Raw genomic sequence first — 23,732 nt, 5'->3', positions numbered from 1 at the left:
ACAATCACGTGTGACCTTCTATAAGTTGAATTTATTTTACCATAAGTATACAGTAAAATCTTGCACTTGACTCTTAAATAACGAAATTTTCTAATAAAATTCATAATTAGATCAAAAAAAAATTGATTTTAAACCTATTTGCTTCCACTACGTAAAAAAATTCTCTTGCTAGAACGTATTCTGGCAAGAGAATTTTTTACGGGTTACTTATTTCCGATACATCTTAAACTCCAAAAACAAATCATTATAAATACCTAGATACTTCGCTCCAATGTCTTCATACACTTCTAAGTGTTTAATTGTTTCGTCATTTGGATAAAATTGTTCATCGCTTGAAATTTCTTTTGGTAATAATTTCTTTGCGAGTTTATTCGGTGTGGAATAACCAATATATTCCGCATTTTGAGCAGCATTTTCAGGCCTTAACATAAAATTGATAAATGCATAGGAACCTTTGATATTTTTCGCTGTTTTAGGGATAACGATATTATCAAACCAAAGATTAGATCCTTCTGAAGGAATGACATAATGGAGATGCTCATTCCCAGCTAACATTTCAGCTGCTTCTCCAGAAAACGTCACAGCCGCTGCACTTTCTTCATTAATCATATACATTTTGATTTCATCGGCAACAATGGCTTTGACATTGGTTGTCAGTGTATTTAACTTGTTAGTCGCCTCACGTAACTCATGATTATTTTTACTATTTAATGAATAACCTAAACTGTTCAACGATAATCCGAGAACTTCACGAGCACCATCGATCAACATCACATTATCTTTTAGTTTTGGTTTCCACAAATCGTCCCAATGTTTAATGTCTTCTTCACTCGCAAACTTATCGTTGTATATGATTCCTAATGTTCCCCAAAAATAAGGGATCGAATATCGATTTTGCGGATCGAAATCTAGATTTAAGAATCGTTCATCGATTGCTTCTAACCCTTTTAATTTCGTATGATCAATTGGTAATAGCATTTTTTCCTTCATCATTTTTTGAATCATATACTCTGAAGGGATTGTAATATCGTAAGCTGTTCCTCCTTGTTGAATCTTTGTAAACATGGCTTCATTTGAATCGAAGGTTTCGTAGTTTACTTTATAGCCAGACTCTTTTTCAAATTTACGTAGCAAATCAGGGTCAATATAATCGCCCCAGTTATAAATCGTTAACGTGTCCGCACCAGACATGCCACTAGCTTTTTCTAACTGGCGCACCCCTAAAAAGAGGATCAAAATAATCGCTAAAATCCCAATAAGCAAAGATTGGAGTTTTTTCATTTTAGTTTTGCCACCTCGCTTTGCTCTTGGCGCATCTTTTTCAACCGTTTAGGCGTATTGTCTTGACTGATAAAATAATAGCCAATAACTAAAACCATTGAAAAAAGGAAGACTAATGTACTTAAAGCATTGATTTCTAAGCTAATTCCTTGTCTAGCTCTGGAATAGATTTCAACTGATAACGTTGAAAAGCCATTTCCTGTAACGAAGAAAGTCACCGCAAAGTCATCCAGTGAATAAGTAAACGCCATAAAATAACCAGCAATAATGCCTGGAGCTAAAAACGGCAAAATAATATTTTTAATTACTTGTACATTATTAGCACCAAGATCACGCGCTGCATCCACCATTGAATCATTCATTTCTTGCAATTTTGGTAAAACCATCAACACAACAATTGGAATGCTAAAGGCAATATGAGAAAGTAATACACTGGAAAAACCAAGGCTTATAAAGCCAACAGACGTGAAAAAAATCAAAAAACTAGCGCCGATAATCACATCTGGCGATACAAGTAAAATATTATTAAAACTCATCAATGCGGTTCTCGTTTTTCTTCGTCTCGTATAATAGATACCCATTGCCCCAAATGTACCAATAATCGTTGCTAATAGAGCCGATAAGAAAGCCAATAAAAAAGTATTTAACACAATGACTAACAACCGCGTATCGTCAAAAACAGCCATATAATTCGCTAAAGTAAAACCAGTAAATTTATTCATTGTGTCCGTATCATTAAACGAATAAAAAATCAGGTAAAAAATTGGCGCATACAATAACGCAAAAACAACGATCAAATATAGATACGACCACTTAAATTTTTCTTCGTCATTTTCCACGCTCCTTTTTCTTCTTCTCACCTGTCAATAACATCACGAAAAACATTGCTACAATCAAAATCACACCAATTGTGGAACCCATTCCCCAATTTTGAGTCACCATAAAATGTTCTTCAATGGCTGTTCCCAATGTAATCACTCGATTTCCACCAATCAAACGTGTCAACATGAACAATGAAAGGGATGGTATAAACACGGCTTGAACGCCACTTTTTACACCATTCAATGATAAAGGAAAAATCACTCGTCTAAAGGTCACGACATTATTTGCACCTAAATCACGACTGGCACTAATCAATGAAGGATTCATTTCTTCCAACGCATTGAAAATCGGCAATATCATAAATGGAATTTCAATATACGTTGCTACAAAAAGAAAACTAAAATCCGTAAATAATATCTGATGTGAACCAAGTCCAATAAAACTTAAAAACTGATTAACATTTCCATGAATACTAAAGATTCCAATAAACGCATAAGCTTTCAGCAACAAATTAACCCAAGTCGGCAGAATCACCAACATCAGCCAAAGTTGTTTGTGTTTTAATTTCGTTAAAAAATACGCTGTCGGATAACTAATTAACAAAGTGAATAACGTAATCAAAAAAGCATACCAAACAGAATTTAACGTCATACTTAAATACGTCCCTGAGGTAAAATAGGTTTGATAATTAGCTAAAGTAAACTGCCCATTCATATCAAAAAATGACTGATAGATAATCATCAAAACAGGAGCAATCACAAACAATAATAACCACAGCGTGTAAGGAATCGAATAAATCCGACGCATTGTTTTCATTATACTCCTCCTATTCTTCGTAGCTTTCTAAACGAGCATCGAAGTCTTCTTCTGACTCATTAAAGCGCATTACATGAATATCCTCCGGCTCAAAAAAGAGCCCCACTTTCCCACCTACTGTGGCTTTTCTTGTGGAATGAACCATCCATTCATTATGATCTTCATCATGACAAATAATTTCATAATGCACACCCCGAAATAATTGTGTATCAACCGTAACCACTAATTTTCCTTTATCAGCTGTCGTAATGGTTAAGTCTTCTGGTCGCAAAACAATTTCGATTGGTTCATTTGGACGCATACCACCATCCACACATTCAAATCTCTTACCCACAAACTCAACAAGATTGTCTTCGATCATTGTTCCATTAACAATGTTACTTTCACCAACAAAGTCCGCTACAAAATGATTGATTGGTTCATCATAAATATCGACAGGCGTTCCACTTTGCACGATATGCCCTTTATTCATAACAAATATTTCATCACTCATCGCTAATGCTTCCTCTTGATCATGAGTAACAAAAATAAAGGTAATCCCTAAACGTTGCTGCAACTCACGTAATTCATATTGCATATCCGTCCGTAACTTTAAATCCAATGCTGATAATGGTTCATCCAGCAATAAGACTTTTGGTTCATTAACGATGGCTCGAGCGATTGCCACACGTTGTCTTTGTCCACCAGACATTTCACTGATTTCTCGTGTTTCATAGCCTGGCAGCTGCACCATTCGCAAAGCTTCTTTTACTTTTTTTGCAATCTCATTTTTTGGAAGCTTTTTGATTTTCAACCCAAAAGCGACATTATCAAAGACATTCATATGAGGAAATAAAGCGTAATCTTGAAAAACAGTATTCACTTGTCGTTTATTAGCTGGAATATCATTGATTCGTTGACCATCAAAATAAATATCACCTTCCGTCGCATCTGCAAAACCTGCCAAAATTCGTAAAATCGTTGTTTTCCCACAACCAGAAGGACCTAATAGCGTATAAAACTTTCCCTGCTCAATTTCAAAACTGACCTTTTTCAAGACTTTTTCATCGTCATATTGTTTAACCACATTTTCAAACGAAATAATATTTTTTTTCACGCATTTATGCCCCCTATAAAAAATGTAATGGCTCATTTAGCTTTTTTCTCCAAAAATAGATATTATAAATATGATTCTGTCGCCACGATCACAACTCGGCTTTTCCCTTTAGAATGATTGACCAGCTGATGAGGCTCTGTGGCTTGATAATACATTGCTTCTCCTTTTTTAGCCGTGTAAGTTGTTTCACCAAGTAATAATGAAACCGATCCTTCGATAACATAAATAAACGTTTCTGATAACGAAGGTTCAAAGGTTTTATACTCCCCATTTTTATCAAAGGTCAAAACAACTGGTTCCATCTCTTTTTCATTTGATTCTGGAATTAGCCATTTTAGTTCATAACCATTTTCTTCATCGTAATACAGTGTGCTATCTTCTTCTTTATAGACAATTTTTTGCGCTAATGTTCGTTCGCTAAAAAACTGTTCTGGTGTGATGCCTAATACTTCTAAAATAGAGAAAAATGTTTCCATTGAAGGAGAGCTTAGATCCCGCTCTAATTGAGAAATATATCCCTTTGTCAAATCTGTACGTTCCCCTAGTTCCTCTTGGGTTAAGTTTTTTTGTACCCGTAAATTGCGTAGTTTCTCCCCGATTTCCATACAACCACCTCTTTTCAATTTATCAAAAAGTATATAAAAGTTTTCTAATACTAAACTACAAGTTTAATTTTACCTTTTCTAGTATACGAAGTTTTCAAAAAATAGCAACAAATTTTTTGAAAAAATAATTATTTTTTTCACTCCATTTATCCTAACACTGAACTAGAAATTTTAACAAAATAAAAAAGCGCCTGTTATTCAGACACTTCTTTATTCGCTACTGATTGCGGGTTTCTTTTTGTACCAATTTTTAACGGAATAAAATAATTCACTAACAAAGCAATTCCCATACCAATAAAACTATCTACCACTCGATCAAACGCATAGTCATACGAGCGATCCGCAGGAATCATAAAAACAATCGTCAACAAGGTTGCACACGCCCCCACAGTCCCTTCTTGATAGCCAAAGCTAGCTAACAAAGCAATCATTATCATGATGATCACTGGAATAAAAATCAGTTGCACAATCTCCGTTCGCCCAAATAAATTGAACACAGCAATTACTGCAACAGACATCAACGCACCTAGTACATTTCCAATAATTCGATGTTTTCCATATTTAAGTGTATTTTCCATATCTTCTCTTAAGGTAAAAACCGTTGTAATTGCCGCAACTACATAGGTTTCTCGCTTCAATAAAATACTGACCAAGATACAAAAAAAGACACTTAATCCCGTTTTAAACGTTCGCATTCCAATTTTAAATTTCAACAAACTAATTCCTTTCACCTGATAAAATTGATTATCTATTGCTTCTTCCATACAATGAACGATGTCCTCTCTATTCTAACTCATTTTTCTTTTATTAAGAAGGGTTCTTCAAGAAGAATTTGCTTAAGATAAAAAGAGAATATGTTATGATAGTAACGTTGGAACTAAACAATGTTATCTGCTTATACGATATAAAAGAAAATAACGTCTATAAAATAATCATATCTATTTTCACCCAATAATTGCGACCAAAAATATTGATTTTATTACCTAGGAGGAGTATTATGAACAATTTTTCTGGATTTACTGTAAAAAAGACAAACGAAGCTGTAACCACACACATCGAAACCTTAACTCTTAACGATCTTTCTGAAGGAAACGTCATAATTAAAGTTGCCTATTCCTCAGTAAACTATAAGGATTCATTAGCCGCAAAAAATAACGGCGGCGTTATTCGAGAGTATCCAATGATTCCTGGTATTGATTTAAGCGGAACCGTTCTGACTTCTGATGATCCTCGTTTTGAAGTTGGACAAAAAGTTCTAGTGACAGGGTATGGACTAGGTGTCAGCCATACAGGAGGTTTTGCTGAAATTGCTCGCGTTCCTGGAGACTGGATTGTTCCTTTACCAGAAGGATTAAGTTTAAGAGAAGCAATGGTTTTTGGAACTGCCGGCTTTACTGCTGCTTTATCAGTTCAAGCTCTTGAAAATCATGGATTAAGGGAAAATAAAGAAACCTCTATTGTGATTACTGGAGCATCAGGTGGTGTTGGAAGTTTAGCGATCGCCATGTTAAGACACTTAGGTTACAGCAATATTATTGCATTAAGTCGAAAAAAATCGGCGATCGAAACACTCAAAAAAATTGGAGCAACTGACGTATATTTATTGGATGAATTTATGCCAGAAAAAATCAAACCACTAGCCAAACAAACCATTGATTTTGCTATTGATACGGTTGGCGGTAATGTCCTGTGTGCCTTATTGCCCCAACTTCATTATAGCGGAAGTGTTGCGGTTTGTGGAAATGCGGCTGGAATTTCTTTGAACACGACTGTTTTACCTTTTATTTTAAGAGGTGTTAATCTTTTAGGTATTGATTCAGTCAATGTTCCAATGAAGCCTCGTTTAGCAATATGGCAACGCTTAGCCACTGATTTGAATGTTAGTAGTCATGAACTTACGAATGAAATAGCCTTACAAGAACTAACAGCAACCTTAAATCAGCTACAGACAGGCACTCATATTGGTCGTACGATTGTTAGCATAGAAGAAAGGGACAATGAATAAATGAATATTTTGATTACAGCAGGTGGAACCTCTGAAAAAATTGATACCGTTCGTTCGATTACGAATCATTCTACAGGTCGATTAGGAAAAATAATTGCAGAAACCTTTTTAGCACGCGGACATCGTGTGACTTATGTGACTACGCCTCAAGCAGTTCAACCTGCTACTGACCAGAATTTAACACTTATAAAAATTGAAACAACGAAAGAATTAGAAACAGCTTTACTTGACCAATTTAAGCACCAACAATTCGATAGTATTATTCATAGTATGGCCGTTAGTGACTTTACCACGGAAACAACCCTATCAGAAGATCGATTTATTGAAAAACTTGCAACAAATCTATTGAACCACGGAGATTTATCTGATTTAAACACCTTAACAGAAGCTCTTCACTTAAGTCTAGATGAAATTGGACAAACTATCCAACAAGAAAAAAAATCCCATCTGGAACCGATCGTCTCTTGCTTTTTTTGAAGAAAAACCCTAAAATAATTGCAATGCTCCGAGAGAAACAACCTCAAGCTGTTCTTGTTGGATTTAAATTACTTGTAGGAGTTTCTACGGAAGAATTGATCCTTGTGGGTCAAACGATTCTAACTAAAAATGCTTGTGATTTTATCTTAGCAAATGATCTTGAGGAAATTCACGGCAATCAGCACAAAGGTATTTTAATTGATGAAAACGGGCGTACTCAACAAGCCCAAACGAAAGCTGAAATTGCTCAACTAATCGTAAAAAATGTTGAAGAAAAATGGAGGAGTCGATCATGAAAACTATTTTATTAGGTGTTTCTGGCAGTATTTCCGCTTATAAAGCAGCTGATCTAACCAGTCAATTCACCAAATTGGGTTACAATGTTGAAGTCATTATGACAACCAATAGCACAAAGTTTATCACACCATTAACCTTACAATCTCTGTCAAAAAATCCAGTGCATACAGATGTCATGGAAGAAATTACACCTGATAAAATCAATCATATTGAGTTAGCTAAAAAAGCCGATTTGTTTCTAGTTGCCCCAGCTTCTGCTAATATCTTGGCTAAATTGGCTAACGGCATTGCAGATGATATGTTATCGACGGTTGCATTGGCTTTAAAAGAAGATGTTCCAAAATTCGTTGCTCCTGCAATGAATACCTACATGTATCAAAATCCGATAACACAACGAAATATAAACATACTAAAAGACGTTGGGTATCAGGAAATCATCCCACGAGAAGCATTGTTAGCTTGTGGTGATTTTGGTCGCGGTGCTCTTGCCACAGTAGAAGATATCGTTGAGAGTATTAATGCTGTTTTAGCAAAATAATTTTGAGGAGTCATTTATGAAAAACACAAAAACCTTCACATTAACTGCTATGTTTTTAGCAATCTTAATTTTATTATCTGCTGTTCCATTTTTGGGTTTTATTCCAATTGGTCCAATTAATGCAACAACGATGCATATTCCAGTAATTATTGCTTCAATACTTTTAGGCCCAAGAATCGGTGCTTTTTTAGGTGGCGTCTTTGGCATAATCAGTATGATTCGCAGCACCATCGTTGTGTCTCCGTTATCATTTATCTTTTCACCATTTATTCCAGTGATTGGTACAGATCATGGAAGTTTTAAGGCACTCATTGTTGCTATCGTGCCTAGAATTTTAATTGGGATTGTTCCTTACTTTGTTTTTATGGGGATCAAAAAGCTGACAAAAAATAAACCAACTTCTCAAAGTATTAGCCTATTTATTGCCGGATTTCTAGGTTCTGCCACAAATACAATTCTTGTGATGAACTTGATTTATTTTCTATTTAAGGATTCTTATGCCCAAAGCATTGGTGCAAGTGGTACAGCGATTTATACAGGAATTCTGACCGTTATTTTTACAAGCGGGCTTATTGAAGCCTTAGTAGCTGCTGTTGCTACTGTAGGTGTAGCTTCTGTATTATTACGTTTAGTCAAAAATAATGCAACACAGAAATTATAAAAAAATAGAACTTAGACAAAAATAATGTTGTCTAGGTTCTATTTTTTTAGCTTGCCTATTTCTTCTGTTTTTTCAATTTGTAGGCATACTCACTTGCCTTAAACAACAAGCCATTCACAGGTAAATCAAATTCACCAATAAATTCATTTACGGTTGGATTAAAGTTAGACTTAAATTTAATAAGTCCATCATTTAAGCTTCCTTCTAAGCCACCCATATTACAAGAAGTGCATCCACGTTCAAAACATTCATTGATTGCTTCGTACCATGTTAAATATGCTGGCATATATCGTTTATAACGGTCATCCATTCCAGCATAAAGGATTTCACTTGTTGAGCCGAATGTGATTGCCAAAGCTCCAGCAATAACTGCGATATCCCCTGAATGGGCAATATTTTCTTCAAGCTCTGTCATTTCACGTGTTAAAGAAAAATCTAATTCCTCTAAATTATGACGCTTTTTGACTTGATTTTCTTTTAGGTTTGCTAAGTCTTCTTTATTTTTATCAAAGCGCTGTTTGGTTTCTTCAAAGCGTTCTTTTAAGTTTACTTCTGCTAGCATGATAAAAGAATTTTCAGGGTAAATGGCTAATAATTTTTCAAAATATTCACTATTTCTTAGTGAGATATTCTGACGTTCTGTTGTTAATTCGATGACTTTGGCAAAATCACTTACTAACTCAGTATGTCCCATTTTAACTGTGACACCTTTTTTTTGCGCTTGCTTCATCATTTTCTTGGTACTTTTTGATAGTTGCTCTTCGCTAAAGTTTTCTTTATAGATATTTGCCTGAAAACGAGGCTGAATCGTTGCGTCCATCTCCATTGTTAGCCCTTGATGTTTAGCACCACTTGCGATAATAGTGTCAATAATCGGTTGAGCCATTGGATCAACCGTTTGTTCTTCCCCAAGATGGAAATCTTTATAGTGAACTGTTGGATCCATCTTTACAAACAATGCTCGATGTTTTTTACCAAATTTCTTTAACTCTTTAAAAAAGAAGCCTACAAGTTCTTTGTTGTTATAATCCATAATTGGGCCGCGCGGTGTATATAGCATTGATAATTTCAATGGTAATGGTCTAATCAAAACTAAACTAGATGCAATTAATCGTCCATCCTCATAGACACCGACAATTTCAGAACCCCAATTGTCTTTGACTTTCGCCCATGAAGATGATTGTAATAAATTGCATAACGGATGGTTTTCTACAAATTTATCATGCTCTGTCGCATCAATACCGATTTTAAATTCAAACATTATAAAAAAACTCCTCTACATTTTTGCTTCTTTCTTACCTTATCATAATTTACTTACGAGGAACAGTAAAGTTTTTCATGAAAATGGTGAGAAAACTTTAAGAGGCTGAATCAAAACAATACTTCGTCTTGATTTAGCCTCTATCTAGTACATTCCTATCTATCAATCACAGTCGCTTTTCAAAATGAACGGATTTATTAATCCAGTACATGACTGGTGCAGCTACTGCCATCGTTACAAATTCACTAAGCGCTAATGTCGCATAATTCCCCCAAAAAGCAGCTCCGCCATTTGGTGCCAACATATAAGCAATAATACACATGGTTGCAGTGAAAAACAACGTATTCAGTGTCAAGCGAGCAATAACATTAGGTACTCTTTTTTGTAGCATAGCTGTTAATCCAAGCGCAAGCAATGATTGAAACCCGCCATATAATGCATCCATAGCTCCAAAGCCAAAGAAAAAATTATAAACGACTACTCCACCTAAAACGCCCCACATCAATTTTCGATTGAAGACCACTAAATGATTCAAACTTTCTGAAATTCTAACTTGAATCGGTCCTGATGAAACGGGTGCTACTAAAATCGTTAGTCCTAAATATAACGCCATCACAATTCCATTCATAGCAATTGTTTTTACCTTACTGTTGGATGTAACAGTATTTTGCATAGTTTCCCCTTCTTTCTCCGAGTTTTTTTACAAGGGATGGTTGATGAACCTTGTCGAGAATTTCCTTCTCAAAAAATGATACGTAGGCATTATAGCTCAATTTTGATGATTCTACAATGCTAAACTATATAAATAAACTGGAACAAGCTTTTTCTCATTCTTTTCAAGCATCTAGCATTCTTAAATTTTCTCTGGTCTGTTATAATAAGAACTTGTACAAGGAGGAAAGAAATGAAGAAACATTTTTATCTCGTGATCAATGGGAATGCTGGCGGCGGAACTGGCCGCAAAACAGCGGTGAAAATCATTAAACAATTGCAAACAGCCAATATTGATTATACAACTTTTTACACCGATCATGCAGGACATGAAATTGAAATTGCCCAAAATCTAGCTGAAAATACATTGATTCCTTGGTCTGAGGAATTGGACACTGATTTATTTCCGCTTTTAGTTGTACTAGGAGGAGACGGCACGTTACATAGTATACTCAATGCTTTACAAGCATTTGATCCGAAAATTCCTATTGGGTACATTCCTTGCGGTTCAGGGAATGATTTTGCTCGCGGGGTAGGAATTGCCAGACAAGCTGAAAATGCTTTTCTGCAACTACTTAAAGCTGACGCTCCGCAAGAAATCCAAGTGATTACTTATGATGAATCAATTCAAGATGAGTCTGGTCTGGCTGTCAACAATATCGGTATTGGTTTAGATGGGGCAATCGTACAAGCAGCGAACACTTCTACATCAAAACATGCATTAAACAAATTCAACATGGGGTCTTTGTCTTATATTTTTTCTATTTTAAAGGTATTATTCACTCAGAAAGGCTTTCCTATTCTCGTAGAAATGAACGGAAAAAACCTTGAATTTGATCGCGCTTTTTTATGTACTATAACCAATCATCCATATTTTGGTGGTGGTGTTTCAATTGCTCCAATTGCCAATCCGCGTAAACCAGTGATGGATTTTGTTTTAGTGGAACGTATCAATATATTTAAGATTCTTTGGTTAATTATTTTATTGATTCAAAAAAAACAAATGGATTCAAAATACTTTCATCATTATCAATCTAGCAAATTTCGAATCGTTTCTACACTACCTCAATACGTGCATGCAGACGGTGAAATATTGGGAAAAAGAAGTACAGATATCTCTTTTGGTACTGAGGTTAGATTATTTTGGTTCTAAGTATGAACAGAAAAATATGTCGCCAAAATAAAGGTGGGGTGAAGCTGAACGCTTCTGCTCCCACCTTTTTATTCATAGCTTTATAGCTTTAAGCTATTCCTTAAACACTTGTTTTTAATTCAACTGTTCAAATGCTTGTTTCAAATCCGCAATTAAATCCTCACTCGCTTCTATCCCAACTGAAATTCTTAATAAATCTGGTGTCAATCCATATGACTCTCTCAGACCTTCGGGTATATCGGCATGTGTTTGTGTTGTTGGATAGGTAATCAAGCTCTCCACTCCACCTAAACTTTCCGCAAAGGTAAAAATCGATAAATTCCGTAAAAAATCCTTAATCTGCTCTTGCTTATTTATTTTAAAACTTAACATACCGCCGCGACCTGGATACAGAACTTCTTTGACTTTTGCATTCGTTTGTAAATATTTGGCGACAGCTTGCGCATTTTTTTCATGCCTTTCCATCCGCAACGCCAACGTTTTTAGCCCTCTAATCAAAAGCCAGCTATCAAATGGTGACAAAACAGCACCAGTCGTATTCAACTGATAAGCTAATTGCGCCCCTACTTCTTTTGACCTTGCTACCACAGCGCCTGCCAATAAATCATTATGACCACCTAAATACTTCGTTGCACTATGTAACACAATGTCTGCACCTAAATCTAAGGGACGCTGAATTAAAGGGGTATAAAAAGTATTATCAACAATTAATTGCGCTTGATGTTTTTTCGAAATTGCTGCAATTCGTTCAATTGATACTTCACTCATTAATGGATTTGTCGGTGTTTCAATAAAGACAGCCGTTGTCTTATCTGTAATTTTGGTTTCAAAACCAGCTTCATCATCAACATAGATAAATTGATACACGCCTTGTTTTTCTAACTCTTGAAAATAGCGGTAACTCCCGCCATATAAATCCCTAGAAGCAACAATTTCACTACCTACTGGAAATTGACTGAAAACTAATTGAACAGCACTCATTCCTGAGCTAGTCGCTAATCCAACTGTACCATTTTCCAAAACAGCTAGCGCTGACTCCAATACTTCTCTCGTTGGATTTTTAGTTCTCGTGTAATCATAGCCCGTCGACTCACCTAGCGTTGGATGCTCATACGTTGTTGAAAAATAAAGAGGCGTATTGATCGATCCAGTCACTGGATTTTGATGATTTCCGATTTGTGCCAAGAATGTGTCCGTGTCAATTTTTCCCGATTGTGTTTTCTTTTCCATTCTCTTCCCTCATTTCTACAATGATAACTAGCTAAAACACCTTTTACGTGTTGTTTGTTATTATATACATCAATTGAATCTTAAAGCAAGAAATAGTTCTATAAAATAAAAAATAGTGAGTAAGATACAACTCTTTGAGTCCTATCCACTCACATGGGATCTATCAATCAGTTCATAAAATCATACGGTGTTGTTTGCTCCATTCCAATCATTGGATCGATTGTCTTGGCTATAACTAAATCAGGCGTCAATAAGCGCGCCATTTCAGCTTCAACTTGTTCCTTTATTTCTTCAGCAGGCTCACTGAATAAAGATATTTTTTCTATGTTAGGTTTCGTTGCAACTGGTTCTGCCTCTTCTTCAACTAAAGGAGTCTTTTCCTTTTTAACCTCTTCATATACAACAGAATTTTTTTCTTGTGCGTCTGAGAACGGTGACTCTTTACTTATCCCTTCTTCATACGCTTCTAGCTGTAATCTTGTCGTTAAAGTCATATCGTCTGCACTAGTGATCCGCTCTTTTAACATGGTTAAACGACTAGCTGATTCATGTGCAACACAGGTATTAAAAGCTTGTACCTCACCAAGTAAAATGAGAATATCCTTACTTCTAGTCACCGCCGTATAAAGTAAATTACGTTGCAACATACGATGATATTGATAAACCATCGGTAAAATAACCATCTTAAACTCGCTGCCTTGCGCTTTATGAATCGAACAACAATAGGAAAGTGTGATTTTATTCCATTCATTTCGCTTATAACTTACTTCATTATTATCAAATTGAATCACTAACTCATCAACTTTATCCTCAGAATCCTTTGCCAAAATAATCCCGACAATTTCCCCCATATCTCCATTGAAGACATTCAGCTCTGGTGTATTGACTAAATGAAGGACTTTATCCCCAATTCGATAAACCGATTCATTCCATTTTACTTCTTTTTTACTTCCATCATTAGGATTAAAAATTTCCTGCATCATTTTATTCAATGCATCGATGCCGGCAGCCCCTCGATACATCGGTGCTAATAGTTGAATATCTTGCGGCGAAAATCCTTTTGCTTTGGCTTTGGTCACGATTTGACGGACGTAGGTTTCAATATGATAGACATCACTTGGGAAAAAAGAGCGATCCTTTTGATTAACTGTAAAATCTTTGGGCAACTTCCCTTGTTTAATATCATGAGCTAAAGGAATAATACTTGAACCATCCCCTTGCCGATAAATTTCAGTCAATTCTTTTTTCGGAATTTCATTGATTTGCAGTAGATCGTGCAATACTTGCCCTGGTCCTACTGAAGGTAATTGATCCTTATCACCAACAAAAATGACTTGCATATTCGTTGGAATCGCTTTGAACAATGTATTAGCCAGCCAAGTATCCACCATTGACATCTCATCGACAATTAATAGTCCACCTTCTAGCTCTTTAGCTGTCATACTCGGATTTTTCTCTCGCCCGGTTAAACCAAGTAAGCGATGAATTGTACTTGCTGGTAAGCCAGTTGTTTCGTTCATACGTTTTGCTGCACGTCCTGTGGGAGCCGCTAGTAAAATAGGAAACATATCTTGCGTGTACTCTTTTATGTCTAATGAAAGACCATTTAATTCCGCAAATAACGAGACAATTCCATTAATTACAGTCGTTTTCCCTGTCCCTGGGCCGCCTGTTAAAATAAATAAGGGGGATTTGATCGCTTCTTCAATTGCTGCTTGCTGAGAATCACCATAAAGAATTCCTAAGCGTTTTTCGATTGCTCGAATATTTTTTTCAATCTCTTTTTTATCGTATTTAATTTCTTTTTTACGGGAAAGAAGTCTTTGAATGGATGTTCCAATTCCCCACTCTGAAAAATACAAACTATTTTCAAAAAGCTTGGTGCCTTCTTGCTGAATTTTACCTTCTTCTACCAGATGGATAATTTGTTCAGCCACTTGATCCAAAGAAATCTCAACAGGACGACTGGCTTCAAGAGTATTGATCGTTTCATTTAGCAACATCTCCGCCTCTACGTAGGTGTTTCCTGATCGAACGGAATGTTGAAAAATTTCATGAGTGATTGCGGCTCTCACACGTTTATCTGAATCAGCTTCGATTCCTAATTGTTCTGCAATATTATCTGCTCGTTTAAAACCGATTCCTTCAATGTCTTCAACCAATTGATATGGATTCTCATGAATAACATCCAAAGTCTCTTCTTTATATGTTTGATAAATCGTAAACGAAAGCTGACTGCCGAATCCATACCGATTTAAACCAACAATCACCTGTTCCATTCCATGATTCAAACGGATCGTTTCAATAATTGTTTGACGTTTTTTTTCATTTAATTGTGGAACTTCCTCTAGCACATCAGGTGTTTCTATGATTCGATCAATAGCATCTTCACCTAAAATTTCCACTATTTTTTCTGCAGTTCGTTTGCCAATACCTGGAAACTTTTCACTCGAAAGATAGTTTACAACACCATTGGCAGATGTTGGACGCTCTTGTTGATAATTATCTACTTGAAATTGTTTTCCATAGCGAGGATGGTCAACAAAATGCCCAAAAAATCGATAGATCTCTTCTTCCTGAATTTGACCAAAACTGCCTGTTGCCACAATTTCTTTTTCTAAATAATCTGTATTCGTATCCGTTATTTTAATCAATAAAACTTTATAAAAATTACTTGGATTTTGAAAAAAAATGGCTTGAACTTGTCCGACCACATATTCTTTTTCATCTTCTCCAACTAATGGATCCATCGATATCACCTCGCTTTTTTCTTCAACTACCTCTATAATAAAAAGGAATCATCATTCCACAAATTTAACGTATAGGATCGATTTTGCTTGTTTTTGGTGGTCTCCAAGATGGATAAACTATTGTTTTTCAACCCACCCATACTGCGTAATTCAGCTAATTCTTTTCCAGCAAGAGATTGTATTGCCGCCGTTAAAGCTGCCCCATGTCCGACAAAAAGAAACGGCCCTTTCCCTGTATCGATTGCTTGTTCCACAACAGAGGAAATACGAGAAATCGCTTGTTCAATCGGTTCTCCTTGGAATGCTTCTGGATTATATCGATCTAGTCTGTAACGCATATGATCCAACTCTTGACTATAAATTTTTCTCATTTCCAAAATAGATTGTCCTTCTAAATCACCAAGGCCAAGTTCTTTTAACTGATCTGTATAAATAATCTCTACAGGCTTCTCTAATTCTTTATTAATCCCTTGAGCTGTTTTCTTCGCACGAGGAGAAGTACTTGAGAAAATTTTTTCAAACGGAACATGCTTGATGGTTTGACCTAGTAATTTTATTTCATCATAGCTTGTTGGAAGCAATGGAGAATCACCGCTCATCCCTTGAAAACGCAACGCTTGATTCCATTCTGTTTTTCCATGACGAGTAAAATATAATTTCATGTTCTTGCTCCCTTAAGCCTGTTTGTTTTTTTTCGTTCTTCATCTTATCTAGTGTATCATTTTCATTATAAAAATTCCATTTAACAAAAGGACTCTGTCTAATTATGATTCAAAAAAGAAGTAAGTTATAATAAATATAATTATCCAGTTGCTAAGAAGACTTGGCAACATTTAAATTAGGAGGATTTAATTTTGTTCTTTAAACAGATTCATCACATTGCTATTAATTGTTCTGATTATCAAAAAACAAAGGAATTTTATGTAGAAAAACTGGGTTTTGAGGTTATAAGAGAGCATCGACGAGAAGATAAAAATGATGTCAAACTTGATTTAAAACTCGGTGTTCATGAATTGGAACTTTTTATTTCTTCTGCTTTTCCTAAAAGGCCTTCTTATCCAGAAGCTTTAGGTCTAAGGCATTTAGCTTTTAAGATTGACAATATAGAAGAAGTGATCGCCTTTTTAGCTACCAAGGGAATCGAATGTGAACCCTTAAGAACAGATACATTCACAGGCGAAAAAATGACTTTCTTTTTCGATCCTGACGGCTTGCCTTTGGAATTACATGAATAACTTTTTATAGATAGACTAGCCAAAAAAATAGCGGGTTCAAGATATAATTCTAACAGTTATATCTTGAACCCCTAAAAACCGAATAAAGGGTGAGTTAAATGATCTAGATATACTCACTTTTAGTCTAAATTCTCTATTATTTTTTAGTCTAATTTGTCATTTTCATAATGATGTTTTAATTCTAATGCAGGAAATTCTTGTTGGCGTAAAGCTTCATAAACCACTAACGCAACTGTGTTAGATAAATTCAACGAGCGAACATGCTCATCATTCATAGGAATACGTAAACATTTTTCTTCATTTTCCCGCATAAATTCTTCTGGTAAACCTGTTGTTTCTTTTCCAAACATAAAGTAATGATCCTGCGTATCAGTATAATTGATTTCACTGTATGTTTGGTTTGCGAACTTCGTAATCAAATGAAGCGGCTGATCTCCAATATGTGTTAAAAATGCAGCCAAATCTTTATGATACGTGATATTTACATCATTCCAGTAATCCAAACCAGCTCGTTTCAAATGCTTGTCGTCCGTTGAAAAACCTAACGGCTCGATGAGATGTAAGGGTGAATTTGTTGCAGCACATGTCCGAGCAATGTTGCCTGTATTTGCTGGAATTTGAGGTTCAAATAATACGATATGATTTGTCATGATTACAATTTCCTTTCATTTATATGACACATTATTTATTTTTTATTCGTAAAAATTCACATAAAAAAAACGTATCGCCTCGGTGTCAATCACTGCGAGTCGCTACGTTAGTGAAGCTCTTTTCACTAACTTTTATCAGAACAGGAACCTGATAAAAACCAATGAAAAAACAACTTGTATGTAATATAACACCATTATCGGAGCTTTGCAATACCTTTTAGCAAATTAACCAAATGTAAGCGCTATCTTACCTTTCCTTTTAACATGCGAACGTCAATTGTAATTTCTGTTAATGGATTATCTTGAACTCTTTTTTTAACTTCCTCAGCCACGCCCCATTCCAATGGTGACATTTCCAATAAATCTAATCGATTTTCTTCTGGGATCTCAAAAGTGTAGGTCACTCGTTCATCCACCAAACAATCCATTTCAGTTGAAAATTTTGCTAATACTTTTTCATTAGAATAGGCTTGCTTACGTTCATCTTCTGGATAAAATGCTGCTCTTAATTCCTTTAAATATCCAGACTCAGGAATCACTTTAATCAAAGTCCCTTCTTTTTTCAATACACGATTAAATTCTTGGTAATGAGAAGGTGAAAAAATATTCAACACTGTATCCATCGACTGATCCGCAAACGGCAAGTTCGTTAAATCTGCTACACACCAAAAAGCTTCCGTTGGTTGATTACTAGCTAAATAAATACCGTCTTTTGAAATGTCAAATCCAAATTTAGCCCCTAGTAATCCTCTATCTGCAAGCTCTTTTAAAAAGCTGCCTTCACCACAACCAACATCTAATGTACTTCCTGTTATATCCATTCTATCAATCATCTTATCTAACAATGGTTGATACATCCCACTTTGAATCATCTTGCCTCGATGAACCAACATTTTTTTATTGTAGTCAGTCTGAATACTATGAGAAATAAAATAAATGGTTCCTTTTTTAGATAAATCAAACTGATGGTTTTCTCTACAAATCAAGCTATATCCTTTCAGTTGAACAGCTTGTTTACAAACTGGACAAAGAAATTGATCATAATGAGCTTCTAAAAAATTACGAGCTGAATCAATTTTTTTCAACATATGGTTACATCCTATTCCCTAAATTATCTTAAAACTACCATTGTTTATCTTACAACGAGAAGAAGACTTTGGCAACAGACAGAATTGTGGTACAATGCCTGTGAAGAAAAAACAAGGAGTGGAATCAATGATCAAAGAATTTTGCGCCGAAAACTTTACAAATATTCCTACAGCCATTAGAAAGGGTGCTGGTCGAATTGAACTGTGTGACAATCTAGCCGTTGGCGGGACAACACCAAGTACAGGAGTTATTGAAGAAGTCGTTACCTATGCGGGAGAAAAATCAATTCCTGTAATGACTATTATTCGACCTAGAGGCGGCGATTTCGTATACAATGACATCGAACTAAAAATTATGCATACAGATTTGATTGAAGCAAAAAAAATAGGAACTGATGGTGTCGTATTCGGCTGTTTAACAGCAGATAACTGGTTAGATGAAGAAGCCTTAGAATTATTGATTGAAACGGCAGAAGGCTTGCAAATCACTTTCCACATGGCTTTTGATCAACTAAGCAAAGAAAATCAATTCAAAGCAATCGATTGGTTAGTCGAACACAATGTTGATCGAATCTTAACCCATGGCGGACCTGCTGACACTGCAATTGAAGAGAACTTTGATCATTTAAAAGACTTAATTGATTACGCTGCTAACCGAATCATTCTATTACCAGGTGGCGGTATTTCGGATCAAAATCTTGATACTGTAGTGAAAGCATTATCCGTTAATGAAGTTCACGGAACTAAAATTGTAGGTTAATACTCATCGTTTAAAACCAAAAAAGCAAGCAAGAGAACATTCAACCCTTATAGTTGATCTTCTCTTGCTCATTTTATTATTTTGATTGCTTCTGAATCTTTCTCGATTCGATTCCTAACACTGCACTCCCAAATAAACCAAGCCCGCCTAAAAAGAATAAATCATTTCTATCCAAATATGCCCCCGTACCAATTAATACAGTCCCTAAAACTAAATTGATTACGGCGCTTCTTTTCATTTGTCGATTACTAAGTTCAGAAAGTTCCACCTTTACGCCTAATTTCTTATTCAGCCTATTTACTTTTCGATTCATTTCATTAATCATTTTTTCCACCTCTTTTTATTTTTTAACCAATACATACCGTTAGTATGTATTGGTTAAAAAATAAAAATGCACCTACGCATTTTTACTCCTTTATCGCTTTATACATCGTTAATACATCCCTAATATAAGCATCATCAATAAGTGGAAAATTTATCCCGTCATATAACTTTTTGAAAAACATCAATTTATCCAAAAGTTCCTGCTCACTCATCTCATACAATAATGGAGCCAGCCAAATATTTGTAGATAAAACCAATAACTCTGATACTTCTTGAGGATAATCCGTGTTGATCGATCCATCATCAATCCCTTCTTCCACTAAGGTTTTGATAAATGGAATAACCGTTGTAAAAGCTTCTGTATAAAGCTCTCCAATAATCCTAGGATTCGTAATCAATGATTTTGCAGAAAAAGCTAATTTTTGGTGTTCCAATGATTGCAATGTCATCGATTGGATTTTTCTAATCTTCTCAAATCCACTAACGCCCTCCATAGAATCGATTCTATCTGTAATATGAATAGCATATCGCTGCTTTAAAACGGTATTAAAAATCTCTTCTTTTGATTTAAAATGATGATAAATCACGCCTTTTGTTAAACCACCCAAATGATCGATAATATCTTGAATAGTCGTATGATCATACCCTTGTTCTAAAAATAATTTTTCTGAAACATCCAATATTTTTTTCACTGTTTCTTCGGGATATTTGTTTCTTGCCATAAGAACCTCCATACATACCGTCAGTATGTATAATACTAAAACATATTTATCCTGTCAATTATTTGTTGTATATATCCGAACTTGTTCTTGAATCGGCAGTTAAATTCAATAAAAAAAGAATGCAGCTTTAGACTAATTTTCTGTCTATCCACACTCTTTCATTTTCTTCTCATACAAAATACTGCATAAATAAACTCGCAATATTAAAATAAATCAACACACTGGTCAAATCACTTAACGTCGTGATAAACGGTCCGCTAGCCACAGCCGGATCAAAACCTAATTTATCCATCAACATCGGTATCAGACTTCCTGCTAAATTAGCAACCGTAATTGCACAAAGCATCGCCATTCCAATTACAAACCCCAAAGGAAAATTATGTTGCCAAATGCCGACTACAATAAAAATTGCCACTCCCGTCACGGCTCCTGTTACTAAACCTGTCAATACCTCACTGATGATCAAACGACCAAAGCTATTGTCTTTTTCATCTGATACTGCCAGCCTTCTTACGGCAACCGCCAAAGACTGTGTACCTGCATTCCCTGCAGTCCCCGTAATCAATGAAATGAATACAGCCAATATACTTGCTTCACTTACTAATTCTTCATAATGGCTAATTAACGTTGCTGTAGACATTCCTAAAAATAATAATGTGATTAGCCAGGGTAGACGTTTTGATGCAGCTTTGATTGGATTTTCACTGACCTCTTCAACATTGACCCCCGCTAAACCTGAGTAGTCACTAGCCGCTTCATCATCGATAACGTCAATAATATCATCAACAGTAACAATCCCTAATAAATGATCGTCATAATCTGTAACTGGTAGCGCTAGAAAGTCATAATCACGAATCGTTTGTGCAACATCTTGTTGATCATCACCAACATGAACTGAAATCACCCGTTCACTTAAGACATCAGCAATCATTGTATCGTCATCATTGACAATCAAATCTCTTAATGAAATAACACCGACTAAATGATTTTCCTGATCCACTACATAAACATAATAAATCGTTTCAGCCACATCTGCTTGATTTTTTAAAACGTACATCGCAGAACGAACCGTTTGATTTGCAACGATCGACACAAATTCTGTTGTCATAATTGATCCTGCAGTATCATCTTCATAATGAAGTAATTCTTTGATTTCCCCAGCATCTTCAGTACTCATCAAACTCAAATACTTAGCTTTTTGACTTTTGTCCAGCATATTTAACAAGTCAACCGCATTATCGGTATACATTTCCGACAACATCTCCGCCGCATAGCTTGGACGCATCTCAGCGATATAATCTTTCATGTTTTCATTATCTTCTTCAATAACGTCAAACATATCTGCTAATTCTTTTGGAGACAGATAACTATAAATTTGCTTTCTGGCAATTTCATCAATAGATTGGTAAAATTGTCCCTGCTCATAAATATGAAGTGCTAAAAATAACTCTCTAAACTCAGTCATCTGCTGTGCTTCAAGTGTTTCTAACAACAAAGAGAAATGATCTTCCATTTCTTGCCCTTCATTCACGATTATCTCTCCTTTCAATCTATAATTGATCTACAATTTTTTTCATATCTTCTGCCAAAGGAGAAGTTAATTCTAAACGTTGCTTCGTAAAGGGATGGATAAAACTCAATTGACAGCAATGTAAGGCTTGACGAACAATTCCTGTATCCATTTGCCCTCCATACATGTCATCACCTAACAGCGGGCATCCTACGGCTTCAAAATGCACTCTGATTTGATGAGTTCTGCCTGTATGCAATTGAATGTTAACAAGGGCTTGATCGCCTTTACGTTTTAATAACCAATACTCCGTTTCAGCAAATTGACCACTTTCGATTATTGTCCGTTTCAATATAGAGGACAGATCTCTACCAATTGGTAAATCAATTGTTCCATGAGACTCTAACGCGCTAACATTACCGCCAACCAACGCTTGATACATTTTAACGACTTCTTTTTTGCGTAATTCTTGATCTAACATCGCATGAGCAAATCCGTGCTTGGCAAACAACATTAACCCTGTCGTATCTCGATCTAAACGAGTCACAACATGAATGACCTGGTTTTTATACTGTTGCGCTTTGTAATAAGCTTTCACACGATTAGCCATTGTTCCATTTGGGTGATATTGCGCAGGAATAGAAGCAACGCCTGCTGGTTTATTGACCACTAAATAATGCTCATCTTCAAAAACAATTTCGATTGGTACATTATCCACAAGTAATGTTTCATGTTCTTTTTCATCAGGAATCGTCACTCTTATCTGGTCCCCTACTGATACCTTAAATAATACATTTTCAACCGACTGATTGACTTCAATTTTCCCACCTTGAAACTTGATTTTCGCCAACAGACCTTTGGAAATCCCTTGATCTTTTAAAAAATATTTTAATTGCTGCGGTCCTTCTTTTTCAACTGTCCAATTAAATTCCATTGATTCATTAATCCTCACTAATAAAGGCATCTTTCACCCGATGCCAAAAATGCATGTGTCTATAAGAAGCGAAATGAATCCGCTCATCTGCAATTCGATAATATATTGCTTCGATATCATCTTGATAAATATCCAATTGATCCACCGTAATCAAATAATCATTGCTTTCTTGTAATTTTATTTCTACCCATTCAGTATGTGCAATCACAATGGGGGAGCCCAGCGTCCTAAATACACGATTATTCAATGAAGCAATTTCGGCTAATTGAAAGGCATTGATACTTGGATGAAGCACTGCGCCTCCAATACTTTTATTGTAAGCCGTTGAACCTGTTGGCGTTGAAACGGATAAGCCATCTCCTCTAAAACGTTCAAATAATTCATCTTTGATAAAAACATCGGCTACCATCGTACGGTTTGCTCGTTTGATGGTTGATTCATTCAATGCTAAAAAGTGTTTATCCGGTTTATCCGTTTGAAAACTGATTTTCACATCTAATAAGGGATAGCTAATACTTTTTTCCTGATGAATCAAAAGACTTTGAACCAATTCTTCCAATTCATAATCTCGCCAGTCTGTGTAAAATCCTAAATGTCCTGTATGAACCCCTAAAAAACTCACTTGATCTAATAGATGACTAAAACGATGGAAAGCAGATAGTAACGTCCCATCACCACCAACTGATATTACAAGATCTGGGTGGTGCTCATCTATCTCAATACTATTTTTTTTCAAAAGTAAAAGCAAGTGTCGGGTAACTTCTCTTGATTTTTGTTCATGGTTATGAACAATTGCTACTTTCATC

General features: G+C 35.6%; 24 protein-coding genes and 1 pseudogene. 7 read left to right on the top strand and 18 right to left on the bottom strand.

Annotated elements, in window-relative coordinates:
- Positions 1 to 207 precede the first annotated feature (207 nt).
- The 6 genes from A5880_RS13835 to A5880_RS13810 all read right to left on the bottom strand — a co-directional run bounded on the left by A5880_RS13835 (position 208) and on the right by A5880_RS13810 (position 5,384).
- Entirely contained in the window at positions 208 to 1,281 is a 1,074-nt protein-coding gene (locus A5880_RS13835) for an ABC transporter substrate-binding protein (RefSeq protein WP_086329599.1), read from the bottom strand.
- Positions 1,278 to 2,120 (bottom strand): ABC transporter permease, encoded by an 843-nt coding sequence (locus A5880_RS13830; RefSeq protein ID WP_336577190.1) that lies wholly within the window; start codon positions 2,118 to 2,120, stop codon positions 1,278 to 1,280. Before A5880_RS13830 ends, A5880_RS13835 begins: the two co-directional genes overlap by 4 nt.
- Positions 2,110 to 2,919 (bottom strand): ABC transporter permease, encoded by an 810-nt coding sequence (locus A5880_RS13825; RefSeq protein ID WP_086329597.1) that lies wholly within the window; start codon positions 2,917 to 2,919, stop codon positions 2,110 to 2,112. The genes A5880_RS13830 and A5880_RS13825 overlap by 11 nt, the downstream gene beginning before the upstream one ends.
- Positions 2,920 to 2,929: 10 nt before the next feature.
- The gene (locus A5880_RS13820) at positions 2,930 to 4,015 is read right to left on the bottom strand and encodes an ABC transporter ATP-binding protein (RefSeq protein ID WP_086329596.1); all 1,086 of its coding nucleotides are present in this window, start codon (positions 4,013 to 4,015) and stop codon (positions 2,930 to 2,932) included.
- A 62-nt stretch (positions 4,016 to 4,077) separates the two neighbouring features.
- Positions 4,078 to 4,620, bottom strand: coding sequence for a helix-turn-helix domain-containing protein (locus A5880_RS13815; protein ID WP_086329595.1), 543 nt, complete (start codon positions 4,618 to 4,620; stop codon positions 4,078 to 4,080).
- 194 nt (positions 4,621 to 4,814) lie between these two features.
- Positions 4,815 to 5,384 carry an FUSC family protein gene (locus tag A5880_RS13810; RefSeq protein WP_179190350.1) on the bottom strand — a complete coding sequence of 190 codons (570 nt, stop codon included), beginning with the start codon at positions 5,382 to 5,384 and terminating at the stop codon, positions 4,815 to 4,817.
- Between the two features lie 233 nt (positions 5,385 to 5,617).
- Between A5880_RS13810 and A5880_RS13805 the strand changes: the two genes are divergently transcribed.
- From A5880_RS13805 to A5880_RS13790, 4 genes and pseudogenes are all read left to right on the top strand, one after another.
- Positions 5,618 to 6,625, top strand: coding sequence for an oxidoreductase (locus A5880_RS13805; protein ID WP_086329594.1), 1,008 nt, complete (start codon positions 5,618 to 5,620; stop codon positions 6,623 to 6,625).
- Positions 6,626 to 7,398: pseudogene (coaB, locus tag A5880_RS13800) on the top strand (phosphopantothenate--cysteine ligase).
- Positions 7,395 to 7,937, top strand: coding sequence for a phosphopantothenoylcysteine decarboxylase (gene coaC, locus A5880_RS13795; protein WP_086329592.1), 543 nt, complete (start codon positions 7,395 to 7,397; stop codon positions 7,935 to 7,937). Before coaB ends, coaC begins: the two are co-directional and overlap by 4 nt.
- Positions 7,938 to 7,953: 16 nt before the next feature.
- Positions 7,954 to 8,598 (top strand): ECF transporter S component, encoded by a 645-nt coding sequence (locus A5880_RS13790; protein WP_086329591.1) that lies wholly within the window; start codon positions 7,954 to 7,956, stop codon positions 8,596 to 8,598.
- Positions 8,599 to 8,653: 55 nt separating this feature from the next.
- On the opposite strand, the gene A5880_RS13785 is transcribed toward A5880_RS13790, so the two are convergent.
- Positions 8,654 to 9,859: an aminoacyltransferase gene (locus tag A5880_RS13785; protein WP_086329590.1), complete on the bottom strand. Its 1,206-nt coding sequence runs from the start codon at positions 9,857 to 9,859 to the stop codon at positions 8,654 to 8,656.
- A gap of 166 nt (positions 9,860 to 10,025) precedes the next feature.
- Positions 10,026 to 10,532, bottom strand: coding sequence for a QueT transporter family protein (locus A5880_RS13780; protein WP_086329589.1), 507 nt, complete (start codon positions 10,530 to 10,532; stop codon positions 10,026 to 10,028).
- 231 nt (positions 10,533 to 10,763) lie between these two features.
- On the opposite strand from A5880_RS13780, the gene A5880_RS13775 reads away from it, so the two are divergent.
- A complete protein-coding gene (locus A5880_RS13775) occupies positions 10,764 to 11,723 on the top strand; it encodes a diacylglycerol/lipid kinase family protein (protein WP_086329588.1) in 960 nt (319 codons plus the stop codon).
- Between the two features lie 114 nt (positions 11,724 to 11,837).
- Here A5880_RS13775 and A5880_RS13770 read toward each other — a convergent pair whose 3' ends face one another.
- The 3 genes from A5880_RS13770 to A5880_RS13760 all read right to left on the bottom strand — a co-directional run bounded on the left by A5880_RS13770 (position 11,838) and on the right by A5880_RS13760 (position 16,365).
- Positions 11,838 to 12,953, bottom strand: coding sequence for a PLP-dependent transferase (locus A5880_RS13770; RefSeq protein ID WP_086329587.1), 1,116 nt, complete (start codon positions 12,951 to 12,953; stop codon positions 11,838 to 11,840).
- Positions 12,954 to 13,120: 167 nt separating this feature from the next.
- Positions 13,121 to 15,703: an SF1B family DNA helicase RecD2 gene (gene recD2, locus A5880_RS13765; RefSeq protein WP_086329586.1), complete on the bottom strand. Its 2,583-nt coding sequence runs from the start codon at positions 15,701 to 15,703 to the stop codon at positions 13,121 to 13,123.
- A gap of 32 nt (positions 15,704 to 15,735) precedes the next feature.
- Entirely contained in the window at positions 15,736 to 16,365 is a 630-nt protein-coding gene (locus tag A5880_RS13760) for a histidine phosphatase family protein (RefSeq protein WP_086329585.1), read from the bottom strand.
- A 192-nt stretch (positions 16,366 to 16,557) separates the two neighbouring features.
- Here A5880_RS13760 and gloA2 point away from each other — a divergent pair, with 192 nt between their 5' ends.
- Positions 16,558 to 16,938, top strand: coding sequence for an SMU1112c/YaeR family gloxylase I-like metalloprotein (gene gloA2 / locus A5880_RS13755; protein WP_086329584.1), 381 nt, complete (start codon positions 16,558 to 16,560; stop codon positions 16,936 to 16,938).
- Between the two features lie 143 nt (positions 16,939 to 17,081).
- Here the strand turns inward: gloA2 and trmL are convergent, their stop codons facing one another.
- Both trmL and A5880_RS13745 read right to left on the bottom strand, forming a co-directional pair.
- Complete coding sequence (gene trmL / locus A5880_RS13750; RefSeq protein WP_086329583.1) at positions 17,082 to 17,588, bottom strand: tRNA (uridine(34)/cytosine(34)/5-carboxymethylaminomethyluridine(34)-2'-O)-methyltransferase TrmL; 507 nt, start codon at positions 17,586 to 17,588, stop codon at positions 17,082 to 17,084.
- A gap of 242 nt (positions 17,589 to 17,830) precedes the next feature.
- Entirely contained in the window at positions 17,831 to 18,676 is an 846-nt protein-coding gene (locus tag A5880_RS13745; protein WP_086329582.1) for a methyltransferase domain-containing protein, read from the bottom strand.
- A gap of 127 nt (positions 18,677 to 18,803) precedes the next feature.
- Between A5880_RS13745 and A5880_RS13740 the strand changes: the two genes are divergently transcribed.
- Complete coding sequence (locus A5880_RS13740) at positions 18,804 to 19,436, top strand: copper homeostasis protein CutC (protein ID WP_086329581.1); 633 nt, start codon at positions 18,804 to 18,806, stop codon at positions 19,434 to 19,436.
- A 76-nt stretch (positions 19,437 to 19,512) separates the two neighbouring features.
- Here A5880_RS13740 and A5880_RS13735 read toward each other — a convergent pair whose 3' ends face one another.
- The 5 genes from A5880_RS13735 to A5880_RS13715 form a co-directional block, all read right to left on the bottom strand.
- Positions 19,513 to 19,761, bottom strand: a complete 249-nt coding sequence (locus tag A5880_RS13735) for a hypothetical protein (RefSeq protein WP_086329580.1) — start codon at positions 19,759 to 19,761, stop codon at positions 19,513 to 19,515.
- A gap of 82 nt (positions 19,762 to 19,843) precedes the next feature.
- Positions 19,844 to 20,482 carry a TetR/AcrR family transcriptional regulator gene (locus A5880_RS13730; RefSeq protein ID WP_179190349.1) on the bottom strand — a complete coding sequence of 213 codons (639 nt, stop codon included), beginning with the start codon at positions 20,480 to 20,482 and terminating at the stop codon, positions 19,844 to 19,846.
- A gap of 169 nt (positions 20,483 to 20,651) precedes the next feature.
- Positions 20,652 to 22,013, bottom strand: a complete 1,362-nt coding sequence (gene mgtE / locus A5880_RS13725) for a magnesium transporter (protein ID WP_086329578.1) — start codon at positions 22,011 to 22,013, stop codon at positions 20,652 to 20,654.
- A 19-nt stretch (positions 22,014 to 22,032) separates the two neighbouring features.
- Positions 22,033 to 22,926, bottom strand: coding sequence for an RluA family pseudouridine synthase (locus tag A5880_RS13720; RefSeq protein ID WP_086329577.1), 894 nt, complete (start codon positions 22,924 to 22,926; stop codon positions 22,033 to 22,035).
- A 7-nt stretch (positions 22,927 to 22,933) separates the two neighbouring features.
- Entirely contained in the window at positions 22,934 to 23,731 is a 798-nt protein-coding gene (locus tag A5880_RS13715; protein ID WP_086329576.1) for an NAD kinase, read from the bottom strand.
- Position 23,732 lies beyond the last annotated feature (1 nt).

Source organism: Enterococcus sp. 4G2_DIV0659 (genome assembly GCF_002140715.2).
In the GTDB taxonomy this organism is placed as follows: Bacteria; Bacillota; Bacilli; order Lactobacillales; family Enterococcaceae; genus Enterococcus_L; species Enterococcus_L mansonii.
Note: the sequence above shows the minus strand (reverse complement) of the source record. Positions and strands in the feature narration are given on the sequence as shown.